The sequence below is a fragment of the Pseudomonas sp. PAMC 26793 genome (assembly GCF_000313235.1).
Classification (GTDB): Bacteria; Pseudomonadota; Gammaproteobacteria; order Pseudomonadales; family Pseudomonadaceae; genus Aquipseudomonas; species Aquipseudomonas yamanorum.
The window spans coordinates 492,811-519,181 of record NZ_AMXG01000023.1 but is presented as its reverse complement, the minus strand read 5'-3'; the positions used below and the strand labels follow the sequence as shown (position 1 = coordinate 519,181).

The following is a 26,371-nucleotide window of genomic DNA, read 5'->3' as shown; positions in this document are numbered from 1 at the left end:
TCGGCAGCAGTTCTCCCAGGGAACGGCCGCGCGTGAAGTATCAGCAAGGAGGCATGATGTCGCTGTGTTTGACTATCACTAGTTATCACAAGATTACCCCTGGCCAGTGCCCTGAAAAGTCCATGGATCAGGGTGCAATGGCTATTGGCCGCGGTTCCGAAAATGACTGGATACTGCCTGATCCAGAGCGCCTGGTTTCCACGCAACATTGCGTTATTCAATACAAAGAGGGTCGTTATTATTTAACCGATAACAGCACTAACGGTGTTGAGCTAGTCAACGCCGGCATCCGTTTGCGCCGGGGAAACAGTGAGCCATTGCAAGACGGCGAGCTGATTCGCATCGGTGATTACGAAATCCAGGCGCGTATCGATTTCAACCTGAAAGTGACAGATTCCCCGTCTTTCACCGGTCACGCCTCCAACAGCTTCGAAGCCCTGATGGGTGCCGCCGTGAGCACCCCGACGCCGCACCCGGTGATCGCGCCGCAGTTCCAGGGCGCCTCGTCGATGGACACCCTGCCGGACCTGTTCGACTTCCTCGCGCCCACCAGCGTCCCGCCGGCCACCGTGCATGATCACGTGCCGGCCGAGCAGCACGATTTCCGCCCGCCGACACCGTTGCCTGTGGCTGAACCTCCGGCGCCGTTGGTCTCCGGCTCAATCATTCCCGACGACTGGGATTTGTTTGGCGATGCCCCGGCACCCCAGCCTGTTGCGCCGCCGCCAATACCGCCACAGCCGCCGATTGTCGAGCCGCCCAAGGTTGAGCAGCCGCTCCCGGTGGCTGACACCAACCAACCCGATTTGCTGCAAGCCTTCCTGCGCGGCGCTGGCCTCGATCAGTTGCGCCTGGACAAGGCCCAGGCCGAAGCCCAGATGGAAAGCATCGGTCGCAGCTACCGGCTGATGGTCGAAGGTTTGATCGACGTGTTGCGTGCCCGCAGCAGCCTCAAGGGCGAGTTCCGCATGCAACAGACGGTGATACAGCCGGTGGAAAACAATCCGTTGAAATTTGCCCCGAATGCCGATGAAGCGTTACTGCTGCTACTGCGTCACAGCAACCAGGCGTTTATGGCACCGGACGTGGCAGTGCGCGACAGTTTCGACGATCTGCGGGCGCACCAGCTGGCCGTCATGGCCGGGGTCGAAGCCGCCATCAAGCACCTGCTGACGCGCTTTGAGCCGGCGCAGCTCGAAGAGCGCATGGGCAAGCCCGGCGGGCTCTCGAGCATTTTCAACGGTTCGCGCCAGGCCCAGTACTGGCAGCAGTTCAGCGAGCTCTACAGCAATATTTCCCGCGAGGCCCAGGAAGATTTCCAGGACCTGTTCGGGCGTGAGTTCAGCCGTGCCTACGAAGAGCACAGCAGCCGACAGCGTCACTAACAACGCAGTACATGGAACAACGGATAGCTAAGTACGTCATTGAGGACGCAGGATGATTCCCAGGTTTTTACTCGCAGCCGCCACCGCGCTTCTGCTGACGGCGTGTGCCAAGGATGCAGCTAAACCCGAGGCCCCCGAGGCTGAGGCAGACACCGCCGCCGTCGAGCTGCATTTCCACGCCATTGCCGGGCTCAACCCCGGTGCCAATGGCCAGGCAGCCCCGGTACGGGTGCGAATTTTCGAACTGAAAAACGCCGCCACCTTCAGCCGTTCCGACTACTTCGCCTTGGCCGATCGCGCCCAGTCGACCCTCGGCCTCGACCTGCTCGACCAGGACGAAGTGGTGATCCAGCCCGGCCAGCAATTGAGCATCCAGCGCGACCTCGACCCGTCCACCCGCCAGATCGGCCTGCTGGTGGGCTATCGCGAGCTGGACCGTGCCCAGTGGCGCACGGTGCTCAACGTGCCGGCGCGCCAATACACCGAATACCAGATCAGCCTCGATGTGCATGCCGTGCGTGCCGACGTCGTGGTTCCCCCATCCAGCCCTGCCCAATAAGAATCGGAGCCCCCATGTCCTGGAACAATCGCGTGGTCTGGTCGGAAGGCATGTTCATCGGAACGCAGCACTTCCAGCAGCATGACCGTTACCTGGAAAACCTGATCGATGCGCGCAGCCGCCCGTTGTCGGCAGGGGCCTGGGGCTTCTCCGAACTGTTGATTGACCAGGGTCTGCTGGCCCAGGGCAAGCTGGCGATTGTCTCGGCACGCGGTTTGTTGCCCGACGGCACGCCGTTCAATATCCCCCAGGACGACGTGGCGCCGAGCCCGTTGAACATCGACGACCACCTGCGTGATGGCTTGGTCTACCTGGCGCTGCCCCTCAAGCGTGCCGGTGCCCGCGACACCGTCGACGAAGGCGAAGCCCTCGAAGCGGCGCGCTACGTCAGCCAGGTGCGGGAAGTGCGCGACGACAACGCACCCTTCGAAAACCGAGCGCCGGTGGCGGTGGGCTCCCGCGCCTTGCGCCTGTTGACCGCCCAGGATGGCATCAGCGATTACGCCGCCATCGGTCTGGTGCGCATCAAGGAAAAACGCGCCGACCGCGCTTTGGTACTCGACGACAGCTACATCCCGCCGGTACTCGACGTGACCGCCAGCAAGCCGCTGACCGCGTTCCGCAGTGAACTGCTGGGCCTGTTGCACCAGCGCGGCGAAGCGTTGGCCGGGCGCGTGGTGGCCTCGGGCGCCGGTGGCGCTTCGGAAATTGCCGACTTCATGCTGCTGCAACTGGTCAACCGCGCCCAGCCGCTGATCCAGCACCTGAGCCAGTTGAGCCCGCTGCACCCGGAGCGTTTCTTCAGTGAACTGGTGAGCCTGGCCGGCGAGTTCTCGACCTTCTCCACCACTGGCCGCCGCCCCAAGGAATACCCGCAATACCAGCACGACGACCTGGCCCTGAGCTTCACCCCGGTGATGCAGGCCCTGCGCGAGGCGCTGTCGATGCTGATCGACAGCAAGGCCACGCCGATCCCGATTGTCGAGAAAGCCTACGGCATACACGTGGCGATGCTGGCCGACAAAACCCTGATCGACAGCGCCAGTTTCATCCTGGTGGTGCGCGCCGATGTGCCGGGAGAAACCCTGCGCGCGCATTTCGGCCAGCAAAGCAAAGTCGGCTCGGTGGAGCACATCCGCGACATGGTCAACCTGCAACTGCCGGGCATCGGCCTGCTGCCGCTGCCGGTGGCGCCACGGCAGATTCCGTACCACGCAGGCAGCACCTATTACGAGCTGGACCGGGGCAGCGAGCACTGGCAGCAACTGAGTAATTCCGGTGGCTTTGCGTTCCACATCGCCGGCCAGTTCCCGGGGTTGAACCTGGCTTTCTGGGCCATCCGAGGGTAATCCGCGATGCATCCGAATGATGATGACCGCACCCAGTTCATGCCGCGCCCGGGTGGCCGCGCACCGGAGCCGGTTCGCGCAGAACCGGCGCCGCTGTCGATGCCTGCCGCGCCGATCCTGACCGGCAAGGCCCAAGGCCTGAACCCCCTGGAAAGCGCCGCCGGCCCGTTGCTGTCGCTGCTGACGCGCCTGCGTAATACGATTGCCCACCCGGCGCCGTCGAGCCTGCGCGCGCAGTTGCTGGCCTACTTGCGCCAGTTCGAAGAGCGTGCCGAGGCCGCCGGCGTAGCCCGCAATGACGTGCTGTTGGCGCGTTACGCGCTGTGCACCGCCCTCGATGAAGCCGTGCTGAGTACGCCGTGGGGCAGTGCCAGTGACTGGGGCAAACAGAGCTTGCTGATCACCGTGCACAACGAAGCCTGGGGTGGCGAAAAGGTCTTCCAGTTGCTGGATCACTGCCTGCAAAGCCCGCGGGAACGCCTGTACCTGCTGGAGCTGTTGTACCTGTGCCTGTGCCTGGGTTTCGAAGGTCGCTACCGTGTGATGAACGACGGCCGCAGCCAGCTGGAAGCCTTGCGCGAGCGCACCGCTGCGGCCATTCGCAGTGCCCGTGGCGAGCATGAGCGCGAACTGTCGCCCCATTGGCGTGGCGTCACCGTGGCCCGTGATCGCCTGGCGCAGTTCATGCCGCCGTGGATCGCCGTGGCCATCGGCGTGGCGCTGTTGCTGGCATTGCTGTTCGGGTTGCGGATGAAACTGGCGTCGGATGCCGAGCCGGTGTTCAAGAATATTCATGCCCTGGGCGAGATCCCGGTGCAGGCCATCGACCGCCCGGTCGCCCAGCCAAAAATCATTGAGCGACCGCGTCTGGCGGGCTTCCTGGTGGAAGACATCAAGGCCGGCCGCGTGGCTGTGGAAGATGCGGTCGACCGTTCCGTGGTGACCATCCGTGGCGATGAACTGTTCGCCTCGGCCAGCTCCAGCATCGTCGATGACTTCCAGCCACTGATGCTGCGCATTGCCGACGCCATCCGCAAGGTCAAGGGCCAGGTGCGGGTCACCGGCCACAGCGATAACCGTCCGATTGCGACCCTGCGGTTCCCGTCCAACTGGGCGCTGTCCGAGGCGCGGGCCAAATCGGTGCTGGAGATTCTCGCGGCCAAGACCGGCCAGCCGGAACGCTTCAGTGCCGAGGGCCGCAGCGACACTGAGCCGGTGGCGACCAATGCCACTGCCGAAGGCCGTGCGCGCAATCGCCGGGTAGAAATCACCGTATTGGCGGAGGGGGTCGAGTGAAGGCGTTTTTCAGTTTTGTGATTCGCTGGGTGATCCCGTTGCTGGGCCTGATCGCCTTGAGCCTGATCATCTGGTTTGTGGGGCCGTTGCTCGATGTGCTGGTGCCGGAAGGGCGCCGCTGGGCGCTGATCATCCTGGTGTTCGCGGTGTGGATTGCCTACCGCGTGTTCCGTATTATCCAGGCTCGTCGCCAGGCCGCCGAAGTGATGCGCAGCCTCGCCGCAGAAACACCGCCAGACCCGGCCAGCGTCGCTACCGCCGAAGAGCTGGCGACCCTGCGCCAGCGCATGGACGAAGCCCTGGCCCTGTTGAAAAAGGCCAAGCTGGGCGGTGACGAGCGCCGCAACCTGTATGAGCTGCCGTGGTACGTGATCATCGGCCCGCCGGGTTCGGGCAAGACCACCGCGCTGGTCAATTCCGGGCTGCACTTTCCCTTGGCCGCGCAGTTGGGCGCCGGTGCGGTGCGGGGCGTGGGCGGTACGCGCAATTGCGATTGGTGGTTTACCGACCAAGCCGTATTGCTCGACACCGCCGGCCGCTACACCACCCAGGACAGCAACTCCACGGTGGATAAAGCCGCCTGGCTGGGCTTCCTCGACCTGCTGAAAAAGCAGCGTTCCCGGCGCCCGATTGATGGTGCGTTTATCGCCATCAGCCTCTCGGACCTGCTGCTGGGCAGCGACGCCGAACGCGCCGCCCATGCCGCCGCGATCCGCTTGCGGATCCAGGAGCTGTACACCCAACTGGGCGTGCGCTTCCCGATCTACCTGATGCTCACCAAGCTCGACCTGGTGCCGGGCTTCATGGAGTTCTTCGACAACCTGAGCAAGGAAGAACGCGCCCAGGTGTGGGGCATGACCTTCGCCCTCGATGACGGCAAGAACAGCGACAGCCCGCTGGCCCATCTGCAAAGCGAATTCGCCGGCCTGGAGCAGCGCCTCAACGAGCGCCTGGTGGAACGCCTGCAACAGGAACGCGACCCGGCGCGGCGCGACCTGATCTACGGTTTCCCGCAGCAGTTCGGCGCGTTGAAAGATTGCCTGCAAGGCTTCCTCGAAGGCGTGTTCAAACCCAATGCCTTTGAAGAGCGCGTCTTGCTGCGCGGCGTGTACTTCACCAGCGGCACCCAGGAAGGCAGCCCGATTGACCGCTTGATCGGCGCCATGGCCCAGAGCATGAACCTGGACCGTCAACACCTGGCGCGTCAGACCGGCACCGGGCGCAGCTACTTCATCGAAAAACTGTTCACCGCCGTGGCGTTTGCCGAGCGTGGCCTGGTGGGCGTCAACCCGAAGGTCGAGCGCCGTCGCAAGTGGATTGCCCGTGGCGTGCTGGCCGCAACCGTGGCGTTGGTGCTGGTGGTCAGTACCCTGTTGTGGGTGAGTTATCGCGCCAACCAGGCCTACATCGCCCAAGTTGACCAGAAGGTCGCACCGCTGGGCCAGACCGTGCAGAACCTGAGCCCGGCGCAACGCGAAGTACTGGCGGTGCTGCCGCTGCTCAACGCCGTGAAGAACCTGGCGGGGGACTCGCCGAGCTGGTCCGAAGGGTTGGGCCTGTATCAGGGCGACATGCTCGAAGCTGAATCCGCCAGTGTCTACCGCAAGCTGTTGATCGCCGTGTTCGCCCCCCGTTTGGTGACGCGCATCGAAGAGCAACTGCACGGCGGTGGCAATTCCGACTTCCTCTATGAAGGCTTGAAGGCCTACCTGATGCTCGCCGACAGCGAGCATTACGACCCGGACTTCATCAAGGCCTGGATCGCCCTGGACTGGGACCGCAACCTGCCACGGGATCTGCCGGCGGATCAGCGTCAGGCATTGATCGGGCACTTGCAGGCCTTGTTCGAGCGGCACCCGCCCAGCGCCCGGCTCGACCCGCGCTTGATCGACGACCTGCGTCGGCAACTGCAGCAACTGCCGGTGGCCCAGCGTGTGTACGACCGGATCAAGCGTCAGAAACTGCCGGAAGGTGTGCCGGACTTTCGCATCAACGAAGCGGCGGGCCGCGATGCCGCGCTGGTGTTCAGTCGCAAAAGTGGCAAGCCGTTGGGTGAGCCGTTGAGCGGGTTCTTCACCGCCAAGGGTTATCGCCAGGGCTTCCTGCTGACCAGCCTGAACCAGGCCGGTACCCTCGCGGAAGAGCAATGGGTGCTGGGCCGCGAGCCGGCGGATCAACAGAACGTGGTCAGCCTCGCAGCCGACGTGCGCCGCCTGTACTTCCAGGACTATCAGCGCCAGTGGGACGCCTTGCTGGCTGATATCGACTTTGTGCCGATCACCAGCGTGGCCCAGGCGGCCGACGTTTTGCGGGTGATTTCCGGGCCGACCTCGCCGCTGAAGAAGCTGCTGGTGGCGGTCTCCAAGGAGACGGACCTGCAGGCGGAAGAACGCCTTCTGGCCGCCAAGGGCGCGCCGGTGGAAGGTGGCGTGGACAAGCTCAAGGAACGCCTCGGCAGCCTGCTCGGCCAGGACCAGCCGACTGCGAATGCACCGGCGGCCAGTGAAGATCCGGTGACGGCACACTTCGCCGAACTCAATAGCATCGTCAGCAAGAACGAAGGCGAACCGGCGGCCATTGATGGCCTGCTGGCGGACATGAATGCGTTGTATGTGCAGGTCAGCGCCATGGTCGGCGCCAGCGGCGATGCGTTGCTCGGCGAAGCGAAAAACCAGGCGGCGGCTGCGGCCACGCGGGTCAGCCTGAATGCCGAACGCCAGCCGCCGCTGGTGCAGGGCATGGTCAAGTCAGTGGTCAACTCCACCACCAACAGCATGATGGGCGGGGTGCGTAACCAGCTGAATGCGGCGTGGGTCAGCGAAGTGGTGAACGTGTACCGCCAGTCCCTGGCCGGGCGTTATCCGATGTCGCCCGGCAGTGCGCGGGACGCCACCCTGGATGACTTCGGGCAGTTCTTTGGGGTGGGCGGGGTGATGGACAATTACTTCCGCAAGTACCTGCAACCTTACGTCGACACCTCCACGCAAACCTGGCGCTGGCAGCCGGGCGCGGCGCAGAAGCTTGGCATCGCGCCGGGCGTGCTGCAAACCTTCCAGCGCGCGGCGACCATTCGTGACGCGTTTTTCCGCGCCGGTGGCACCCAGCCGATCGTGCGCTTTGAACTCAAGCCGGTGGCGATGGACGCGACCATCACCCAGTTCCTGTTGGACCTGGACGGCCAGCAACTGAGCTACGACCACGGCCCGAGCCGCCCGGTTGCGATGCAGTGGCCGAATCCCGGCAGCATTGGCGTGGTGCGCATTTCCATCATGCCGCCGTCGGCCAGCGGGCGCTCCGGCGTGACGCTGGACGGCCCGTGGGCGTGGTTCCGGTTGCTGGAGCAATCGGACCTGACCGCCGGTAATTCACCGGACCGCTTCAACCTGCGCCTGCGGGTCGACGGCGCGAGCATCTCCTACGAGTTGCGGGCCAACAGCGCCTTCAACCCGTTCAAGAGTCGCGTGCTTAACGGCTTCAGCCTGCCGGAGCGTCTATGACCACGCTGGGTTTCTACGGCAAGTTGGCGTGCCGCGGCGACTTTGTCAGCCGTGCGCTGCCCCAGAGTTTTATCGGTCCTTGGGACAGCTGGCTGGCGTCCGGATTGCTCGCCAGCCAGACCCGTCTGGGGGCTGACTGGTTGAACGCGTACTTGGTCAGCCCGCTGTGGCGCTTCGTGTTGGCGCCGGGTGTGTGCGGGCCGGACGCGGCGGTGGGCGTGGTGATGCCGAGTATCGACCGGGTGGGGCGCTATTTCCCGCTGACGGTGGCTGCGTTGTTGGATCATGACACCGACCCGGCCTCCATCATCGGCGGGCCGGACGCCTGGTTTGAGCAGGTGGAAGAGCTGCTGCTGAGCACCCTGGATGCCGGGGCCACTTTCGAAGGTTTCAGCGACGGGATCGAATCCCTCAGTGCTCCGGCCTGCCGCCCACGTACCTTGAGCAGCCGCTTTGCCGGCCTGCAGCGTGTCAACGCCACAGACCCGCAGGCGCGGATGACCGCGCTTGCCGAACACGCCTGCGAAGGCGCGAGCCTGTGGTGGGGCCGTGGTTCGCAACAGATTTCCCCCGGTTTATTGCGGTGTCAGGGCCTGCCTGCCGCCGACGATTTTGCGCAATTTTTGCTCGGCCAAGAACAAGAAGGTGTTGTGTAGATGCGGTCCACGTTCAAATCCGCCAGCAAAAGCCACGTCGGCATGGTTCGCCAAGTCAATGAAGACGCCTGCCTCGACCTGCCGGAAAACGGCCTGTGGGTGGTGGCCGACGGCATGGGCGGGCACGCAGCAGGGGATTACGTCAGCAGCCTGATTGTCGACAGCCTGCGCAGCATTCCTGTGGGCCGTTCCCTTGAGGAATATACGGCGGCATTGCGCAGCGACCTGCTGCGAGTCAACGGCGCGGTGCGCGAAGAAACCGCCAACCGTGGCGTGACCATGATGGGCAGCACCGTGGTGTTGCTTGCCACTCGCGGCTTGCGTGGCGTGTGCTTGTGGGCCGGCGACAGCCGCCTGTATCGCCTGCGGGACGGCGTGCTGGAAGGCATTTCCCGCGACCACAGCTACGTGCAGGACTTGCAGGACAGCGGCCTGCTCAGCGAAGCCGATGCCCGGGTGCATCCTCGGGCGAATATCGTCACCCGAGCGATTGGCGTGGAAGCACAGTTGGCGTTGTCGTCGGTCGACCTGTTGATCGCCCCCGGCGACAGTTACCTGCTGTGCAGCGACGGCCTGAACAAGACCGTCGAAGACCACGAGATCCGCGAAGTGCTGAGCCATGCCGAGCCGGATGAAATCGTCCGCAGCCTGGTGCACCTGGGGCTCAATCGCGGCGCGCCGGACAACATCACCGCCATTGTCGTGAAGGTGTCGACATGAACATCAGCATTCCCGGCTACGACATCGAAGGCGAAATCGGCGTTGGCGCCATGGCCAGCGTGTACCTGGCGACCCAGCGTTCCCTGGAGCGCAAGGTCGCGCTGAAGATCATGGCGGCAGCGCTGGCGGCCGACCCGAGCTTCTGCGAACGCTTCCTGCGCGAAGGCAAGACCCTGGCGCGCCTGTCCCACCCGCACACCGTGACCATCCATGACATCGGCAATGTCGGTGAGCTGTACTACATGGCCATGGAATACCTGCCCAACGGCACGCTCAAGGAGCGCATCGCCGCCGGCCTGACGCCGGAGCAGGGGCTGACGTATATCCGCCAGATCGCCTCGGCGCTGGGCTATGCCCATGCTCAGGGTCTGGTGCATCGCGATGTGAAGCCGGCGAACATTCTGTTCCGCGCGGATGGCACGGCGGTGTTGTCGGACTTTGGTATCGCCAAGTCCCTGGATGACCGCACGCAGTTCACCCAGGCCGGATTTGCCGTCGGCACGCCGAGCTATATGAGCCCGGAGCAAGCCCGGGGCCAGGAGATTGATGGTCGCGCCGACCTTTATGCGTTGGGCGTGGTGCTCTACGAAATCCTCGTGGGCAAACTGCCTTATAACGGCACCGATGCACTTTCCACTGCGCTGGCGCACCTGACTGAACCGCTGCCGGAGTTGCCGGTGCATCACGGGCGCTATCAGGAGGTGCTGCGCAAGCTGCTGGCCAAGGATCCGGCGGAACGCTTCCCGGATGCGGCGGCGTTGTTGCGGGCGTTGGATCATTTGCCGAAGGAAGAGCAGGTCGAGGCGACGTTGATTCGGCCTCTGCCGATTCCGGTGGCGGTCTCGAATGACCTGGCCGGACTCACGCCGGTCTCCATCGAAATCCCGACCGACAAGCCGCAGCCACAACCCGTGCGGCAACCGGTGGTGACGCCGACGCAACACTCTGCGGTGTCTGAACAAAACCGTGGGCCGGTGCTGGCGCTGGCAGCGGTTGCCGTGGCGGTGGCGCTGGCGATTGGGGGCGCGAGTTACTGGTGGTTGAAAGATGACGCGCCCGCCGCGCCGCCGGTTGCCGAGGCTGCCAAGACCGCCACGCCACCTGCCACGCTGCCTGCCGCGCAACCTGTGGCGACGCAGGCCGATGGCGGCCAACGCCCGTTGCTGATGGCCGGCAAGAAAACCCTGTTCCAGCGGGTACTGAGCAAGCCCGGCGCAAAACTGTCGAGTGACGCGGGCGGCGCGGCAGGCGAAGGTTTGCCAGCGTTTTCCGTGCTTTACGTCTACCAGCGCAAGGATGTCGACGGCAGCCTGTGGCTGCGGGTTGGCGCCGCCACCGACGGGCGCAGCGACGGCTGGTTGCCGGCGGCGCAAGTCAGCGACTGGAAGCAGAGCCTGGTGCTCAAGTTCACCGAGCGTTCGGGCCGGGCGCCGGTGATGTTCCTGCGCCAATCCGCGGAAGTGGAAAAGCTGCTGGCTGATCCGGCGGCGGCGAAAAACCTGCTGCTCAAGGTGCAGAAAAACGGCGAGGACAACCAGCAAGTGCTGGCCTTGGAACCGACCGCCAGTGCTGTGCCGCAGAACCAGTTTTACCTGCTGCCGATCTTCGACTCCAAAGAGAGCTTCGACGAAAACGGCCAGCCGGTGCAGTTGCTCAACATCGCCTCCATCGACCCCGGCAACACGCCTGATGTCGTCGCCAAGGCGGTCGGTCGAACGCCGGTGATCGATGCCAATGCCGATGCCTTCCGCACGGCCGTGGTGCTGGTGGTCGACACCACCGTGTCCATGCAGCCGTATATCGACCAGGTCCGCGACGTGGTCCACGAGCTGCAAACCCGCATCGCCGAACGTGGCGAGCTGGACAGCGTGAGTTTCGGCCTGGTGGGTTTTCGCAACAGCATCAAGAAAACCCCGGGCCTGGAATACGTGGCCAAGACCCTGATCACCCTCGACCAGGGCCGCGACCCGCAACGCTTCCTCGACATGGCGCGCCAGGTGAAGGCGTCCACTGTGTCCAGCCACTCCTTCAACGAAGATGCGTTCGCCGGTGTGATGCAGGCAGTGGAAGGCATGGACTGGTCCGGTTACGGCGGACGCCTGATCCTGCTGGTGACCGACGCCGGTGCGCTGCGCAAGAACGACCCGTTCGCCACCACCCAGATGAACGAAGCCGAAGTGCGCCAGGCGGCGTTGGGCAAGCAGATCAAGATCTACGCCTTGCACCTGCGCACCGACGCCGGCAAGAAAACCCACAGCGGCGCCGAAACCCAATATCGCACCCTCACCGCCGACGCCAACCCGCAGATCGGCGACCTGTACACGCCGGTGCCCGGCGGCGATGTGCGCAAGTTCGGTGAGCGGGTCGACGAGATCGGCACCGTGTTCGCCAACCTGGTGCATCAAGTACGCAGCAACACGCCGCAGCCGGTACCGCTGCTCAGTGCCGCACCGACCCTGGCGGACAAGTCCGCCGCCGTCGGTTATGCGATGCACATGGATTTCCTCGGCCGCAAAACGGCGAGCCAGGCGCCGCAACTGGTGAGTGCCTGGACCGCCGACCGCGACCTGACCAACACCGCGTTGCCGGCCTTCCAGGTGTGCGTGATGCTGACCAAATTGCAGCTCAACGATTTGCAGCAATCCTTGAAACTGATCGTCGACGCCGCGCGTAAAACCCAGACCTCACCGAAGGATTTCTTCCAGGAAATCGCCAGCGCCTCGGCCTATATGAGCCGCGATCCACAGGCCCTGAAAAAAGGCGGCAACCTGGCGGACGGCGGCATCCTTGGCGAATACCTCGAAGGCCTGCCGTATCGCAGCAAGTCGCTGAACATGACCCAGGACTTGTGGCTGTCGTTGAGCGTGGCCGAGCAGGAAGACTTTATCGACGAGCTGGATTCGAAGATCCGCCTCTACGAAACCTTCCACAATGACGTGGCGAACTGGGTCCGTTTCGGCGATGCCGAGCCGGGGGATGCGTTGTACCGCGTGCCGCTGTCGACGCTGCCCTAATGCTGAACTTGAGCGCGGTGCACAAGAGCCGGGGCGTTGGCGCCCAGCGCTATAGCCTGGTGATTCCGGGCCTGCAACTGCGTGCGGGTGAACAGTTGGCGGTGGTTGGGCCGAGCGGCTGTGGCAAGAGCACCTTGCTGGATTTGCTCGCGCTGGTATTGGCGCCGGATCAGGTCGGGCAGTTCGAGCTCAACCGTGTCGACATCGCCGGACTCTGGCGCGGTGACCAGCAAAGCGCGCTGGCAGACCTGCGCAGTCGGCACCTGGGTTATGTGCTGCAAACTGGCGGCCTGCTGGGTTTTCTCGATGTGCGCGGCAACATTGCGTTGTCGCGGCAACTCCTGGGGTTGAAGGACGATGGCAGCGTGGCGCGGCTGGCCGAGCAGTTGGAGATCACGGATCAGTTGGATAAGAAGCCGGCGGCGTTGTCCGTCGGCCAGCGTCAGCGGGTCAGCTGCGCGAGGGCACTGGCCCACGGTCCGCAGCTGTTGCTGGCGGATGAACCCACCGCTGCGCTCGACCCGTTGAACGCCGAACGGGTGATGCAGGCACTGTTGGCCCAGGCCCGGAATAACGGCGCGTGCTGCGTGATCGCTACCCATGATGAACCCCTGGCCCGGGCCAGTGGCCTGCAGGTAAGGCGCATCAGTTGCCGGCGCGACACCGACGGCGGCGTCACCGCGACCCTCGGGGAGGCCTGCTGATGCGTATCGCCCTGGTGGCTTCCCTGGCCTGGCAGGATTACCGCAACGACGCGTGGCTGTCGGTGTGTTCGGTGCTCGCGCTGGTGGCGGTGATCGCCCCGCTGCTGGTGTTATTTGGCCTGAAATATGGACTGGTTAGCAGTTTGACCGAACGTTTGGAAAACGACCCGGCCACCCGGGAAATTATTCCGTTGGGCGGTGGTCGATTCAGCAGTGAATTTGTCGAGCAACTGCGCCAGCGCAATGACGTGGCGTTTGCCTTGCCGCGCACCCGGCAGATTGCAGCGACGGCGCAGTTGGGCGCAGTGACCGTGGAGATGCTGCCGACCGCCGACAACGATCCGTTGCTGGCCGGCATGCCGATGCCCAAGGGCCTGGATCAGATCGTGCTGAGCCACACCGCCGCCGAGAAGCTCGGGGCGAAGGCCGGTGATTGGCTGGAGGCCAGTTTTGGTCGTCAGGTGGCGGGGCGGGTCGAGTCGCAGGGCACTCGGGTCCAGGTGCTGCACGTATTGCCGCTGGAAGCCTTCGCCCGGGATGGACTGTTTGCGCCCTTGGGCTTGCTGGAAGCGGCAGAAGATTATCGCGATGGCCGTGCGGTGCCGGCGTTTGGCTGGGACGGCGATGCGGTGGGTGTGAGCGAGCAGCGGGTTTACCCGGCGTTTCGTTTGTATGCGCGGCGCCTGGTGGATGTGGAGCCGCTGCGGGTGTATTTCGCCGGGCAGAATCTGCTGGTGTCGACCCAGGCACAGACCATCGCCCAGGTGCAGTCGTTGAGCCGCAACCTGTCGATCGTGTTCTGGATCATCGCCGGGCTGGCGTTGGCGGGCGCGTTTGCGGCGATCTTTGCCGGTGCGCTGGCGTCGGTTGCACGCAAGCGCCGGGAGTTGTCGGTGTTGCGGCTGTTGGGGTTTTCCACCGCTGGGCTGTTGCTGTTTGTGGTGGTGCAGGCGCTCTACAGCGCGGGGTTTGCCGCTGTATTCAGCGGTGTGTTGTACGGCTTGGCAGAGTCAGGCCTGAACCAATTATTCGTGCAGGTGCCGGGCGAATACGCCAGTCACCTGCTGGCGCGTCATTACGGCCTGGCCCTGGCAACTGTCCTTGGCGTCAGTGCCGTGGCGGCGGCCTGTGGCGGTTGGCGTGTGGCGCGGATCCAGGCTTCTGAAGGAGTCAGAGATGTATAAGTTACTGGGCGCCGCCGTGGCGCTGACCCTGTCTTGCGTGGCCTGGGCCGATGAGGCCAGCGACAAGCTGGACAACCCCAAACCGTTGCCGGATGACGTCAGCCTGCCGCTGCCCTGCGAAGGCAACATGGTGTTCCGCTACGCCTACGTGCTGGCCCAAGGCACCCTGGATGACCGCGAGATCAGCCTCGGCTACCCGTTCAGCGAAGGCGAAGCGGGCTACCAGCAATCGTTCATTTCCGGTTATCGCCGGGACTTTATCAACGGCCAGTTCACCCTCAAGGACCTGCCCAAGGAATGGAACAAAGTCATCGCGCCGTTGATGCCCAAGACCGACGCCAAGACCCCGCTCAAGCCGATGCTGTACTTCATCGGCAAGTACGAAGTCACCGCACGGCAATACGCGCAGGTCATGTCCCAGGCGCAGTCCCTGGCCAGTGGCGAGCCGGCCCCGGCGTGCGACGTACCCACCGGGATGGCGGCGCGCCTGCCCAAGGTCAAGCTGTCGCGTTTTGAAGCGGAACGCTTCTCGGCGGTGTACAGCGCCTGGTTGATGAAATACCACCGCGAGCTGTTGCCGGTGAGTGGTCGCGGTGCTTCGGCAGATGACGGCGGCCTGGGCTTTGTGCGCCTGCCTACCGAAGTGGAGTGGGAGTTCGCCGCACGCGGTGGCCAGGCGGTCAGCCGTCAGGACCTGGAAGGCCGACTGTTCCCACGGCGCACCGAGGGCAGCGAAAGCGATGGCCCCCTCGCCGATTATGCGGTGTTCAATCAGGTTGCCGGTGGCACCGGCCAAGCGGCGCGGTTGATGCCTATCGGCACTAAGCTGCCCAACCCGATCGGCATGTTCGATGTGATCGGCAACGCGGCGGAAATGGTCCAGGAATCCTTCCAGCTGGTGCACGCCGGGCGTCGTCAGGGCACCTATGGCGGGTTCGTGGTCAAGGGCGGCAACTACCTGGAAGGCGAGGGCACCCTGTTCACCGGCATGCGCCGCGAGTACCCGTTGTTCGCCGCTGACGGCACTGAACAAAGCAACGAGACCACCGGCTTTCGCGTGGCGATTGGCGCCTTGTCGGCGCCGCGTTCGCGCTACAAGGAGCTGTTCGCCCAGTGGCAGAAAGAAGGCCGCCTGGCTTCGCTGACCGACGCCATTGATGATGCCCAGGACCCGACCAAACGCCTGGACAGCATCATCGCCGCCAGCGTCGACCCGCGCCTGCAAGCCGAACTCGGGCTGGTCAACGAAGAACTCAAGCGCAACGTTTCGCTGATCGCCCAGCAGCGCGAAGAAGCGGCCGGCAACCTGATTCAGTCTGCGGCCCTGGTGGCCGAGACCATCAACAACTACAACATCCGCCTGATCAATTTGCAGAAGAGCCGCCAGCAGGCCATCGACGCCAAGGACGAAGCCAGCGCGCAGCTGTTCGCCACGGCGATCACCAATGGGCGCAGTGCGCTGGACGGCGCGGTGGCGATCTACATCGACAACCTGGCCACCGGCACGCGCTACACCGATGCGGTGATCCAGGCGCAGTTTCAACGGATCAAGGAAGAGTTGGATCGCAAGCCGGTACTGGGCAAGAGCCTGGTGACGCGTGCGACGTTATTCGTTCGCCATGTGGGCAACTACCGCAAGCAACAGCGGGCCGACCCGGCGACGATTTTGAAGGAATTGCTCGCAGCGAGCGGTCAGCGGTCTTGACCGCTGGTTGTATGGCGAGCTTGGAAGGGACTCAGGCGGCGGTGGGCCGTGCTGGGCAAGTCAAACTTAAAAGAGAACACAACGATGATTTTTTCCCGTAAGGCAGTTTCCAAGCGTCATCTGCTGTTGATTGCCGCTGGCTTCAGCACGGTGCTGACCGGTTGCGCAACGTCGCCGACCAACAAGGTCGCCTCGACCACCAAGGTCGAGTACTACCCGAACTGCTACGAGCCGGTGCAGCACCTGCGCGCTACCGATTCGGACCTGACCAAGTCAGTGGTTACCGGTGCCGCCCTGGGTGCGGCCGGTGGTGCCTTGCTGGGCGCCCTGACCGGTGACTCCGACAAGCGCGGCCGCAATGCTGCCATCGGTGCAGCGGGCGGCGCTCTGGCCGGTGGTGCTGCGGGTTACTACACCGAGCGCCAGAAGCAGATCACCGATGACAACCAGCGCATCGCCTCCTACGCCACTGACGTCAACAAGCGCGCTTCGGACATCGACCGCAGCACTGCGTACGCCAAGGCGTCCCAGCAGTGCTACCAGAGCGCGTTCACCAAGCTGGTGGCTGACCGCAAGGCCAAGGCCGTCAACGACGTCGAAGGCCGCAAGCGTCTGGCAGAAATCGTCTCGGGCCTGAAAGAGTCCAACGACCTGATCGTCGCGGTCAACGGCAAGGCCAGCGAAGACCTGAACAACTACACCCAGGCTTACGAGCAGGACCTGCAACAAGTGGGTGTACAACGTGCTGACGTAGTCACTGTTGCGACTGCTGACACCACGCCGGTGGTGACGCCGACCAAAGGCAAGAAGCCGGTGAAAGTTGCCAAGAAACCGGTACTGCCGACCGTGCCGAAAGAAGCCGTAGCCACCGAGAAAACCATCCAGACCGCCCAGACCAAGCAGGCTGAAAGCAAGCAGGTTGCCAGCGCCGGTAAAGCGCAGATCGAAGGCACTTGCCGTGATCCAAACCTGGCGGACTGGGCACCGGTTCCTTGCCCTAACGTCTAAGCAAAGTTGTTGCTATAAGCGGTAAACGCCAGCCGATCTCCTGCTAAAACGGGAGATCGGTAGCGTTATTTGCACAAATCGTTAAACTGCTGCGGCCACCCAATAATTACACTGAGGCCGTGTGCATGAAATTTCGTTTTCTTCTCTGGATGCTTGGCCTGTTGATGGGCAAAGCCAGCCGCACCAACCCTGCGTTCCAGCAGCAGTTGGGTGACAAGGACCTGGCGTTCCAGCTGCAGACCCTCGACGGCAAGGTTGCCCGTCACTTCATCGTCAAAGACCAGCGCATCACCAGCCGTTCGGGTGTCCATCCCGCGCCTGCGTTTGCCATCGCCTTTAAAGACGCCGCCTACGGCTTCGCCACGATGCAGGCGAAGAACAAGCAACTGGCGTTCATGACGGGGATTCAGGACAAGTCGATCCAGATCAAGGGCAACCCGGCGCTGGTGATCTGGTTCCAGGGGCTGACCAAGTATTTGAAGCCGAAGAAAAAGCCCAAAGGCTAGGGGTTTCTTCAGCAATACCGCGTCGCCTGCATTCGCGAGCAAGCCCGCTCCCACATTCGACCGAGTTCCAACTTTGGAATGGGATTGAATGTGGGAGCGGGCTTGCTCGCGAATACGGTGTAACAGGCGCCCGATTTATCCCTGACTGAACTGCGACGCCAGTTCGCGCAGCAACGTTTCCGCATCCAGCACTTTGGCCACCACATCCTCTGCCTTGTCCCGGGCCAGCCCCAGGCGCTCAAGCAGTTCGTCCGGGATGGCTTCATCCGGCCCGGAGCCGATGCCACTGCTGCGCAACAAGCGCACGGCCAGGCATACCAGGTTCGGGTATTCCGCATATTGACCGTCGTAGGTCGGGTCGTGCTGGAAGCGCAGGGCGGTGGACAGTTCGTCCGGCATGTCCCAGTAACGCATCAACCAGGCACCAATCTGCTCGCGGCTGATGCCCAGCAGGTGCTGTTCGATGTAGCTGTGGCACAGGTGCGGGTTGACCTCCAGGTGCCGGCAGATCAGCGAGAAATGCGGCGGGAAGACGTGGGCCAGCAACAGGTAGCCGAAGTTGTGCAGCAGGCCGGCCAGGTAGGTCAGGCCGGCTTCCGGGCGCTGGGCGCGGGGCATGGCGCGGGTCAGGCCTTCGATGACGGCGGCGGTGTAGATCGACTGGTGCCAGTACGGCGTGGCCTGTTGCGGGTGGTCTTTGGGCAGGCTCAAGGTCTTGCCCAGGGCCAGGCCTAGCGCGAGGTTGATCACCAGATCAAAGCCCAGCACGCGGACGATGGCGTCTTCCACCGAGCGGATCTTGCCCGGCGAGGCGTAGTAGGGCGACGCAGCCCAGCTCACCACTTGGGCGGCCAGGGCCGGGTCGGTTTCGACGACGCCGGTGATGTCGTCGATGGTGGCGTTGGGGTCGACCCGCAGCTTGATGATCTTTTGCGCGGTATCGGCCAGCGGTGGAATCTCGATGGTCGCTTCCAGGCGCTGCTGGATACGGCGGGCGGTGAACGCCTGCATCGCCTGGGTGATTTCCTCGCGGTCGTCGTTGGGGCGATCGAGGTTTGGCCGGATGTTGCTCAGCGGTTCGCCGAAATGCGCGGCGCTGGCCTTGGTCAGCATGCTCTTGAAGGCCTCGCTGGAAATCTCCAGCAGCAGCCCGGCTTCGCCCGAGTGCACCAGCACGGTCGGCTCGCGCAACAGGCTTTCTTCGTACAGGCACGGGGAGCTGGTGAGCGGCGGCAGGCCGGGCAGCAGGCTCAGGCTGTGCTTGCCGAGCATGCGCTCGAGGCGCTCCGGCGACACGGCCGTGAGGCGGCGGCCTGTGAGTTCGGCCAGGCGGTTGAGGTCCAGCAGTTGATTCTGCGGAAACAGCACCATGAGTGCACCCACGGCATCATCGAGCAGCACGGCCTGAACCTTCTGTGCCGGGTTCAGGCCAGGGCGTTCGGCAACTTCCGTGTAGCTGATAGCGAGCTTTGCAAGCAGCGTCCGAATCACCGAGGGTGCGGTCGGTGGGGCTGTGGCGAGGGCAACTTCTGACATGGCCTGAATCCAATTTCCTACAGTCATTGGAGTATAACCAGCTTGATACAAGTGAGGGTCGTCTAAGTGAGTCAGCCGTCACACTTGGCCGTATTGCTGCCCATGCCTGAGCCAGCGATCCAGCAGCGGGCTGACATGTTCGGGCCAGCGCTCGATCAACGCCTGGGCGGCATCGCGTACGGCGGGCAACAGGTCGGCATCGCGCATCAGGTCGGCGACCTTGAATTGCAGCAGGCCGGTCTGGCGGGTGCCAAGCATTTCGCCGGGGCCGCGCAGTTCGAGGTCTTTTTCGGCGATCACGAAACCATCGTTGGTCTCACGCATGATACCGAGGCGCTGGCGACCGATCTGTGAAAGTGGCGGGTGGTACAGCAGCACGCAATGGCTGGCGGCGCTGCCCCGGCCGACGCGGCCACGTAATTGGTGCAGTTGCGCCAGGCCCAGACGCTCGGGGTTCTCGATGATCATCAGGCTGGCGTTGGGGACGTCCACGCCGACTTCGATCACCGTGGTCGCCACCAGCAATTGCAAATTGCCAGCCTTGAACTCGGCCATCACCGCGGCCTTTTCCACCGGCTTCATGCGACCGTGGATCAGCCCGACCTTGAGTTCGCCCAGGGCGCTGGTGAGGTCTTCATAGGTGGTTTCGGCGGCCTGGCAAGTCAACTCTTCCGACTCTTCGATCAGCGTGCACACCCAATACGCCTGGCGCCCTTCGGCACAGGCACCGCGCACCCGTTCGATCACTTCGACCCGGCGGGTATCGGTGACCAGCACCGTGTTGACCGGCGTTCGGCCCGGCGGCAGTTCATCGAGGATTGACGTGTCGAGGTCGGCGTAGGCGCTCATGGCCAAGGTGCGCGGGATCGGCGTGGCGGTCATGATCAACTGGTGCGGGCTCATGCGGCCGCCCACGCCTTTCTGGCGCAGGGCCAGGCGCTGCTGCACGCCGAAGCGGTGCTGTTCGTCGATGATCACCAGCGCCAGGTTCTTGAACTTCACTTCGTCCTGGAACAGCGCGTGGGTGCCCACCACCATCGGGGCGCCAGCGGCGATCTGTTCCAGGGCGGCTACGCGGTTCTTGCCCTTGAGCTTGCCGGCCAGCCACGCGACTTCCAGGCCCAGTGGTTCGAGCCAGCGCTTGAAGGTGATGAAGTGCTGTTCGGCAAGAATCTCGGTGGGCGCCATCAGTGCGACCTGATACCCGGCTTCAAGGGCCTGCAACGCGGCGAGGGCGGCGACCACGGTTTTACCCGCGCCCACGTCGCCCTGGATCAGCCGCAGCATGGGTTCTTTCTGGCTCAGGTCGTAGGCGATTTCGTTGCCGACCCGTTGCTGGGCGCCCGTCGGTGCAAACCCCAGGTTGGCCAAATATTGAGCCGGAAGCCTTGTGGCCTTGGGCATTGCCGGTGCGCGCAGAGAGCGCATGCTTTCGCGCAGGCGTTGCTGGGAGAGTTGGTGGGTCAGCAGTTCTTCAAACGCCAGGCGATGCTGGGCCCAGTGATGACCGAGGGCCAGCTCGTCGACATCGGCGTCGGCAGGTGGGTGATGCAGGTAGCGAATCGCGTCATCCAGCGGTGCCAGTTGATAGTCGCGCGCCAGTTCCTGGGGCAGCCAGTCGGGCAGGCTTTTCGGCCCGAGCATCGTCAGGGTTTGCATGCACAACTGGCGCAGGCGCTGTTGGGTCAGGCCTTCGGTGAGCGGGTAGATCGGTGTGAGGGTGGTGTCCACTGGCGGCGGTTCGTCGCCGGTAATGGCGCGGTATTCCGGGTGGTAGATTTCCAGCCCCGAGGCGCCGGGCCGGGCTTCGCCGTAGCAACGCACGCGGGTGCCCCGCTTGAGACCTTCCTTCTGGGCGTTGCTGAAGTGGTAGAAGCGCAGGCTCAGGCCGCCGGTGCCGTCTTGCAGGCGCACGACCAAGCTGCGGCGCTTGCCCATCACCACGTCGGCACCGCTCACAGTGCCTTCAACCACCGCGTCCTGCCCGGGGCGCAATTGGCCGATGGGCACCACGCGGGTGCGGTCCTGGTAACGCAGGGGCAGGTGGAACAATACGTCCTGGAGATTTTCCAGGCCGACCTTGGCCAATTTCTCGGCCATGGCCTCCCCGACACCCTTGAGTGCCGTCACCGACACCTGCGACAGCTCAGTCATACCGTTACTTAGCTCGCAGCAGGCGGCTTTGCCACCGAACACAGGCGGATCGAGTCGGCGAGGATTTCAATCGCTTTCGGGCGCGGGAAGCTGGCGCGCCAGGCAATTGCCACGGTACGGAATGGCACCGGCGGCGTCAGTGGGCGTACGGCAATCACGCCGGGGGCGTAGTGATGGCTGTCCACCGCCGACAACGGCAGGATCGAAATGCCCAGGCCGGACGCGACCATATGGCGAATGGTTTCCAGGGAGCTGGACTCCACGGTGGTGTGCTTGGCGCCGTCGTTGCCTTTGGTCAGGGTCGGGCAGGCTTCCAGCACCTGGTCGCGGAAGCAATGGCCTTCGCCCAACAACAGCAGGCTCTTGTCGTTGAGCAGGGCGGCGTCGATGGTTTCTTTTTGCGTCCACGGGTGGGACGCCGGCATCAGCACGTAGAACGGCTCATCGTAGAGCGGCAGGGTCAGCACGTCTGCCTCGTTGAACGGCAGGGCGATGATGATCGCGTCCAGCTCGCCGTTGCGCAGTTTGTCGCGCAGCACATGGGTGAAGTTTTCTTCGATATACAGCGGCATCTGCGGCGCGACGCGGTGCAGTTGCGGAATCAAATGCGGGAACAGGTACGGGCCAACGGTGTAGATGGCGCCGACCTTCAGCGGGGCGGTCAGCTGGTTCTTGCCAGCCTGGGCCAGCTCGCGAATGCTTTGGGCCTGTTCCAGCACCTTCTGGGCCTGGGCGACGATGCCTTCGCCGACGGGCGTGAGGCGCACGGCGCTTTTGCTGCGCTCGAAAATCAGCACACCGAGTTCGTCTTCAAGCTTCTTCACACCCACCGACAGCGTCGGCTGGCTGACGTGGCAACGCTCGGCCGCGTGGCCGAAGTGCTGCTCTTGGGCGAGGGTAACGATGTAGCGTAATTCTGTAAGAGTCATAGCGGGCGTCCATGAGGTTGCGGGCCAAGCATACCGGCTGCAATCGATAGACGCACGTTATCAGACAGCATGGGGTTTACGACACCTGGTAATCAGGTGTCGCGTTCATGCTTTCAGCTTTGTGGGTATTTGAAGGTGAAGGTTTTGGTGAAGGGGGCCCACCAGTCAGGCACGCCGGTTTCCTTGTCCACATGGTGGAAGAAGCCTTTGATTTGCGGGCTTTCATAGCGCAGCACCACGGTGTAGGTGCCGGGGCCGTCCATTTTCACGTTGTTGGCGTAGTGAGCGCCGTCTTTGGCCACCATCGGCAACAAGGTGCCGATTTCCTTGTAGTCGGGCGAGCCTTGCTTGACCAGCGAGTAGGTGATGGTCAGGTAGGGCACCCATTCACCGTTGGACAGGCCGTACTTGTTGTCGGCGGTGGCGTGCACGTCCGTCTCCAGGTGCACCGAGTCCTTGCTCATCACCATGCCCGGTGGCATCGGGGCCATTTCGATGCCCACCAGATAAGAGGAGGCGATTTCCATGTCGTTGACCTGGACGGGCCCGCCAATCGGGTATTCGCGGGCTTGGACCAGGGCGGAAGCGGCCAGGGCACTGACCAGTACCAGTGCGGTGGCCAAGGGGTTGCGCAGGTGTTTCATGGTGGGGCTCCTCGGGGAGGTTAACGTGATTGCGTCGGGCGTGAATGCATCAAGCGGTTACCCAGCACCAGGAGCACGAGGGTGACGGACCAGGCGACCAACTGGACCCCCAGCGGCCGGTCGGTGTAGCCCACCAGCGCAGTCAGCGCGCGGCCGATGAGGCTGCCATCGGAGACCAGCCAGGAGGTGTCCCAGAGCTGGTAGCCCCAGGCGGGAATCAGGTCGATACCGGCAAGGATCGCAGCGGCCCGGCCAGCCATGCCGGCGGCGAGCAAGGCGATCATCCAGCCGGTAATCGAGAACAGACGCTTGAGGCTGATGGCGACCAGGCCGCGGTACATCAGCCAGGACAGCGCGGCGCCGGCGGCAATGCCGAGCACGCCGCCTGCCAGCATTGACAGTGGGTCTGCCTGGCTCGACGCGGCGATGCCGTAGAGGAACAGCACGATTTCCGAGCCTTCGCGCAGTACGGCCACGGTGATGACCACGGCCAGGGCCCAGAGGGATTTTTCGCCAGTGAGTACCGCATTGCCGGCGCTGCGCAGTTGGGTCGCCAGCTCGCGTCCGTGACTGGCCATCCACAGGTTGTGCCAGCCCAGCATCACCACGGCGACCACCAGAATGGCCGCGTTGAAGATTTCCTGGCCGAAGCCTTGCAGCGCCTGGGTGATTGCGCCGGTAAACAGCGCCAAGATGCCGGCACCGAGTACGCCGGCCGCAATCCCTCCACCGATAAGCAGGCCACGCCGAGCCAGACCTTGGGTGGCGGCCATCACGATGCCCACCACAATCCCGGCTTCCAGCACTTCTCGAAACACGATCAACAGACAGGCCAGCATGGCTTACTCCTTGGCCGCGACAGCAGTGACCGTGCCTTTGGCCTGGTCCGGGTGGTAGTCATCGAAGAAGGTGTAGGTGCCGGGATGCAACGGGCCTGCAAACACCGTGACGGTGTTGCCGGGGACGATGATTTTTTCGAATTTCATGTCGTAGCTTTCGAACTCATCGACGCTTTCGTCGTGGCTGGTGAGTTGAATGCGGAAACGCTCACCGGCCGGCACCTCGAACGTCGAGGGGCTGAAGGTGTGGTTTTGAATGACCAGGGTGACCAGCTGATCTGCCTGCGCTGCGACGGGAAAAACCAGTAGGAGGAGAGCCAGCCGGGCAAGGTTGGGCATGCCGAATGTCCGCTAATGAGAACGATTCGCGGATAATTGGCTTTGTCTTTAAATGTTACAAGTGAAGATCGTGTTAGGTGCCAGCTTGTTCAAGCCTGGTTCAGGTTGCGGGATGTGCGGGGGAGTGAGCAGCAACCGTAGGCACCCGAGGGTGCCTACGGTGAGGATTACCGGCGACGTTTTTCGATGTTGTAAACGAACGGCGCAACGATCTCGATGCTGCCGCCTTTCAACATGTCGGCCGGCGGCTTGGGCAGCGGCTGGGCGCGACGGATCATGTCGAGGGTGGCGCGGTCCAGATCGGCGTTGCCAGAGCGGCCCACCAGTTCATAGGACAGCACGTTGCCATCGGCATCCACCACGAAACGCAAGCGGTTCAGGCCTTCCTTGCCACGGGCCTGGGCGCCCGGCGGGTACTTCTTGTACTTCTGCAGGTGGCCCAGCAGGGTACTTTCCCAGGTGGCCTTGGCCGCGATCTGCTGCGGTGAAGGGCCCGGTTGTGGCTGAGCGGACTTTTCCGTAGGCGCGTTGTTCTGCGGAGTTTCGCTCGGCGGCTCTTCGGAAGGTTTTTCCTTGGGCGGATCGGGCTTCTTCTCCACAGGCTTGGGTGGCTGTGGTTTCGGCTTGGGCTTGACCGGCTTGGGCACCTGGATCGTCGGCTTCGGTGCCTCGGCCAGTTTCGGCAATGGCAGCTCTTCCACCGGCGCCGGCGGTTGCGGCGGCGTGATCACCTTTGGCGGAGCCGGAGGCGGTGGCGCCGGCATCGGTGCCAGGTCGATGACCATGGCAGCCGGAGGCAACTGGACCGTGTGTGGCGCCGACCACTGGAGCGCGAGGATGATCGCGACGGCGTGGACGCCCAGCACGACGGCGAGGCTGGTGCCATAACGCGTCAGTTTGTGGCGCGTCGTGATCATTTCTTGGCTGCCGTCTCAAGTCCGACCAGGCCTACCTTAAGGTAGCCGGCTGCCCGCAGGGCATCCATCACGCTCATCAGGTCGCCGTAGTCCACGCCCTTGTCGGCCTGGAAGAAGATGGTCGTGTCTTTCTTGCCCTGGGTCTTGGCGTCGAGCACCGCGCCCAGGGTTTCGGATTTGACTTCTTCTTCGCCCAGGAACAGACGCTGGTCCGCCTTGACGCTGAGGAATATCGGTTTCTCCGGCCGCGGCGCAGGTTTCGCGCTGGAAGCGGGCAGGTCGACCTTGATGTCCACAGTGGCCAGTGGTGCGGCCACCATGAAGATGATCAGCAGCACCAGCATCACGTCGATAAACGGTGTGACGTTGATTTCGTGGTTCTCGACGAGCTCGTCGTCGCCTTGATTCAAATGCAGGCCCATGGCCGATTACCCCACTTTCACCATATGCGGTTGCGAGCTGCGCTCGGTAGGCAGGTGATCGAGGTCACGGCTGACCAGCAACAGGACTTCTGCCGAAGCGTCCGACACCTGGGCCTTGTAGCCGGCGATCGAACGGGCGAAGACGTTGTAGATGACGACCGCAGGAATCGCGGCAACCAGGCCCAGTGCCGTTGCCAGCAGGGCTTCGGCGATGCCGGGAGCCACGACGGCGAGGTTGGTGGTCTGGGTTTTGGCGATGCCGATGAAGCTGTTCATGATGCCCCACACGGTACCGAACAGGCCGACGAAAGGCGCGGTGGAACCGATGGTGGCCAGCACGCCGGTGCCGTTGCTCATGTTGCGACCGCAGGCGGCAACCAGGCGCTCAAGACGGAAGCTGACACGTTCCTTGATGCCTTCTTTTTCACGGCTGTTGGCCGACAGGCGCATTTCTTCGAGTGCGTCGTGAACCAGCAGGTGCGCCAGGGTGCCCTTCTTCGCCGCGCTTTCGCTGGCTTCTTTCAGGGTGGTGGCTTTTTTCAGGTGGACGATTTCAGTGCGCAGGCGACGCTTGGCGCCCAGCAGCTCGAAGCCTTTGGCGATCCAGATGGTCCAGGTGATGATCGAGGCGATGGCCAGGCCGATCATCACGATCTTCACGATGATGTCAGCGTTCTGGTACATGCCCCAGGGCGACAGGTCGTGGGCCATGCCCAGGCTGTTGTCTTCTTCCAGCACGACGCCGGAATCGTCAGCCGGTGCGCCTTCGGCGGCCAGGGCCGGGTCGGTAGCGGCAGGTGCGGCGGCTGGCGCAGCAGTGTTTTGCTCTTGGGCTGGTGCGGTCGCTGCAGGCGGGGCGGCCGGCGCGGTGTTGTCGGCGAAGGCGGCGGTCGGTGCCAGCAGAACGCTGAACAGCACTGCCGCAATCGCACGCCAGGCGCGGGATGGGCTGTGAGGCTTGGTTGGCGAAGCGGGGGATGTATTGCGTGTCATGCTGGCCGGACCTGA

General features: G+C 63.7%; 22 protein-coding genes. 13 read left to right on the top strand and 9 right to left on the bottom strand.

Features of this window, described 5'->3' with window-relative positions; genetic code table 11:
* Positions 1–56: 56 nt before the first annotated feature.
* The 13 genes from tagH (at position 57) to D109_RS0109745 (ending at position 17,583) form a co-directional block, all read left to right on the top strand.
* On the top strand, positions 57–1,385 hold the full coding sequence (gene tagH, locus D109_RS0109805; protein ID WP_026077863.1) for a type VI secretion system-associated FHA domain protein TagH: 1,329 nt from the start codon (positions 57–59) through the stop codon (positions 1,383–1,385).
* Positions 1,386–1,437: 52 nt separating this feature from the next.
* Positions 1,438–1,944 carry a type VI secretion system lipoprotein TssJ gene (tssJ, locus tag D109_RS0109800; RefSeq protein WP_017476729.1) on the top strand — a complete coding sequence of 169 codons (507 nt, stop codon included), beginning with the start codon at positions 1,438–1,440 and terminating at the stop codon, positions 1,942–1,944.
* Between the two features lie 14 nt (positions 1,945–1,958).
* Positions 1,959–3,293 (top strand): type VI secretion system baseplate subunit TssK, encoded by a 1,335-nt coding sequence (gene tssK / locus D109_RS0109795; RefSeq protein ID WP_017476728.1) that lies wholly within the window; start codon positions 1,959–1,961, stop codon positions 3,291–3,293.
* 6 nt (positions 3,294–3,299) lie between these two features.
* A complete protein-coding gene (locus D109_RS0109790; RefSeq protein ID WP_017476727.1) occupies positions 3,300–4,589 on the top strand; it encodes a DotU family type VI secretion system protein in 1,290 nt (429 codons plus the stop codon).
* Positions 4,586–8,086: a type VI secretion system membrane subunit TssM gene (gene tssM / locus D109_RS0109785; RefSeq protein WP_017476726.1), complete on the top strand. Its 3,501-nt coding sequence runs from the start codon at positions 4,586–4,588 to the stop codon at positions 8,084–8,086. The genes D109_RS0109790 and tssM overlap by 4 nt, the downstream gene beginning before the upstream one ends.
* A complete protein-coding gene (tagF, locus tag D109_RS0109780; protein WP_017476725.1) occupies positions 8,083–8,742 on the top strand; it encodes a type VI secretion system-associated protein TagF in 660 nt (219 codons plus the stop codon). Before tssM ends, tagF begins: the two co-directional genes overlap by 4 nt.
* Positions 8,743–9,462, top strand: a complete 720-nt coding sequence (locus D109_RS0109775) for a PP2C family serine/threonine-protein phosphatase (RefSeq protein WP_017476724.1) — start codon at positions 8,743–8,745, stop codon at positions 9,460–9,462.
* Positions 9,459–12,476 carry a serine/threonine-protein kinase gene (locus D109_RS0109770; RefSeq protein ID WP_017476723.1) on the top strand — a complete coding sequence of 1,006 codons (3,018 nt, stop codon included), beginning with the start codon at positions 9,459–9,461 and terminating at the stop codon, positions 12,474–12,476. Before D109_RS0109775 ends, D109_RS0109770 begins: the two co-directional genes overlap by 4 nt.
* Positions 12,476–13,180 carry an ABC transporter ATP-binding protein gene (locus D109_RS0109765; RefSeq protein ID WP_017476722.1) on the top strand — a complete coding sequence of 235 codons (705 nt, stop codon included), beginning with the start codon at positions 12,476–12,478 and terminating at the stop codon, positions 13,178–13,180. The genes D109_RS0109770 and D109_RS0109765 overlap by 1 nt, the downstream gene beginning before the upstream one ends.
* Positions 13,180–14,364 carry an ABC transporter permease gene (locus D109_RS0109760; protein ID WP_017476721.1) on the top strand — a complete coding sequence of 395 codons (1,185 nt, stop codon included), beginning with the start codon at positions 13,180–13,182 and terminating at the stop codon, positions 14,362–14,364. Before D109_RS0109765 ends, D109_RS0109760 begins: the two co-directional genes overlap by 1 nt.
* Positions 14,357–16,069: an SUMF1/EgtB/PvdO family nonheme iron enzyme gene (locus D109_RS0109755; protein WP_017476720.1), complete on the top strand. Its 1,713-nt coding sequence runs from the start codon at positions 14,357–14,359 to the stop codon at positions 16,067–16,069. The genes D109_RS0109760 and D109_RS0109755 overlap by 8 nt, the downstream gene beginning before the upstream one ends.
* Before the next feature lie 84 nt (positions 16,070–16,153).
* Positions 16,154–17,077, top strand: coding sequence for a type VI secretion system-associated lipoprotein TagQ (gene tagQ / locus D109_RS0109750; RefSeq protein WP_017476719.1), 924 nt, complete (start codon positions 16,154–16,156; stop codon positions 17,075–17,077).
* A gap of 125 nt (positions 17,078–17,202) precedes the next feature.
* Positions 17,203–17,583, top strand: coding sequence for a hypothetical protein (locus D109_RS0109745; RefSeq protein WP_008439448.1), 381 nt, complete (start codon positions 17,203–17,205; stop codon positions 17,581–17,583).
* A 135-nt stretch (positions 17,584–17,718) separates the two neighbouring features.
* Here the strand turns inward: D109_RS0109745 and D109_RS0109740 are convergent, their stop codons facing one another.
* The 9 genes from D109_RS0109740 to exbB form a co-directional block, all read right to left on the bottom strand.
* A complete protein-coding gene (locus tag D109_RS0109740; protein WP_017476718.1) occupies positions 17,719–19,119 on the bottom strand; it encodes an aminoacyl-tRNA deacylase and HDOD domain-containing protein in 1,401 nt (466 codons plus the stop codon).
* Between the two features lie 78 nt (positions 19,120–19,197).
* A complete protein-coding gene (gene recG, locus D109_RS0109735; protein ID WP_017476717.1) occupies positions 19,198–21,273 on the bottom strand; it encodes an ATP-dependent DNA helicase RecG in 2,076 nt (691 codons plus the stop codon).
* An 8-nt stretch (positions 21,274–21,281) separates the two neighbouring features.
* Entirely contained in the window at positions 21,282–22,202 is a 921-nt protein-coding gene (locus D109_RS0109730) for a hydrogen peroxide-inducible genes activator (protein ID WP_017476716.1), read from the bottom strand.
* Between the two features lie 113 nt (positions 22,203–22,315).
* Entirely contained in the window at positions 22,316–22,846 is a 531-nt protein-coding gene (locus D109_RS0109725; RefSeq protein ID WP_017476715.1) for an iron transporter, read from the bottom strand.
* A 20-nt stretch (positions 22,847–22,866) separates the two neighbouring features.
* A complete protein-coding gene (locus D109_RS0109720; RefSeq protein WP_017476714.1) occupies positions 22,867–23,685 on the bottom strand; it encodes an FTR1 family protein in 819 nt (272 codons plus the stop codon).
* A gap of 3 nt (positions 23,686–23,688) precedes the next feature.
* Positions 23,689–24,024 carry a cupredoxin domain-containing protein gene (locus tag D109_RS0109715; RefSeq protein WP_017476713.1) on the bottom strand — a complete coding sequence of 112 codons (336 nt, stop codon included), beginning with the start codon at positions 24,022–24,024 and terminating at the stop codon, positions 23,689–23,691.
* Positions 24,025–24,191: 167 nt separating this feature from the next.
* Positions 24,192–24,941, bottom strand: coding sequence for an energy transducer TonB (locus D109_RS0109710; RefSeq protein WP_017476712.1), 750 nt, complete (start codon positions 24,939–24,941; stop codon positions 24,192–24,194).
* Positions 24,938–25,363, bottom strand: coding sequence for a TonB system transport protein ExbD (gene exbD / locus D109_RS0109705; RefSeq protein WP_017476711.1), 426 nt, complete (start codon positions 25,361–25,363; stop codon positions 24,938–24,940). The genes D109_RS0109710 and exbD overlap by 4 nt, the downstream gene beginning before the upstream one ends.
* Before the next feature lie 6 nt (positions 25,364–25,369).
* Positions 25,370–26,356 (bottom strand): tonB-system energizer ExbB, encoded by a 987-nt coding sequence (gene exbB / locus D109_RS0109700; RefSeq protein ID WP_026077862.1) that lies wholly within the window; start codon positions 26,354–26,356, stop codon positions 25,370–25,372.
* Positions 26,357–26,371 lie beyond the last annotated feature (15 nt).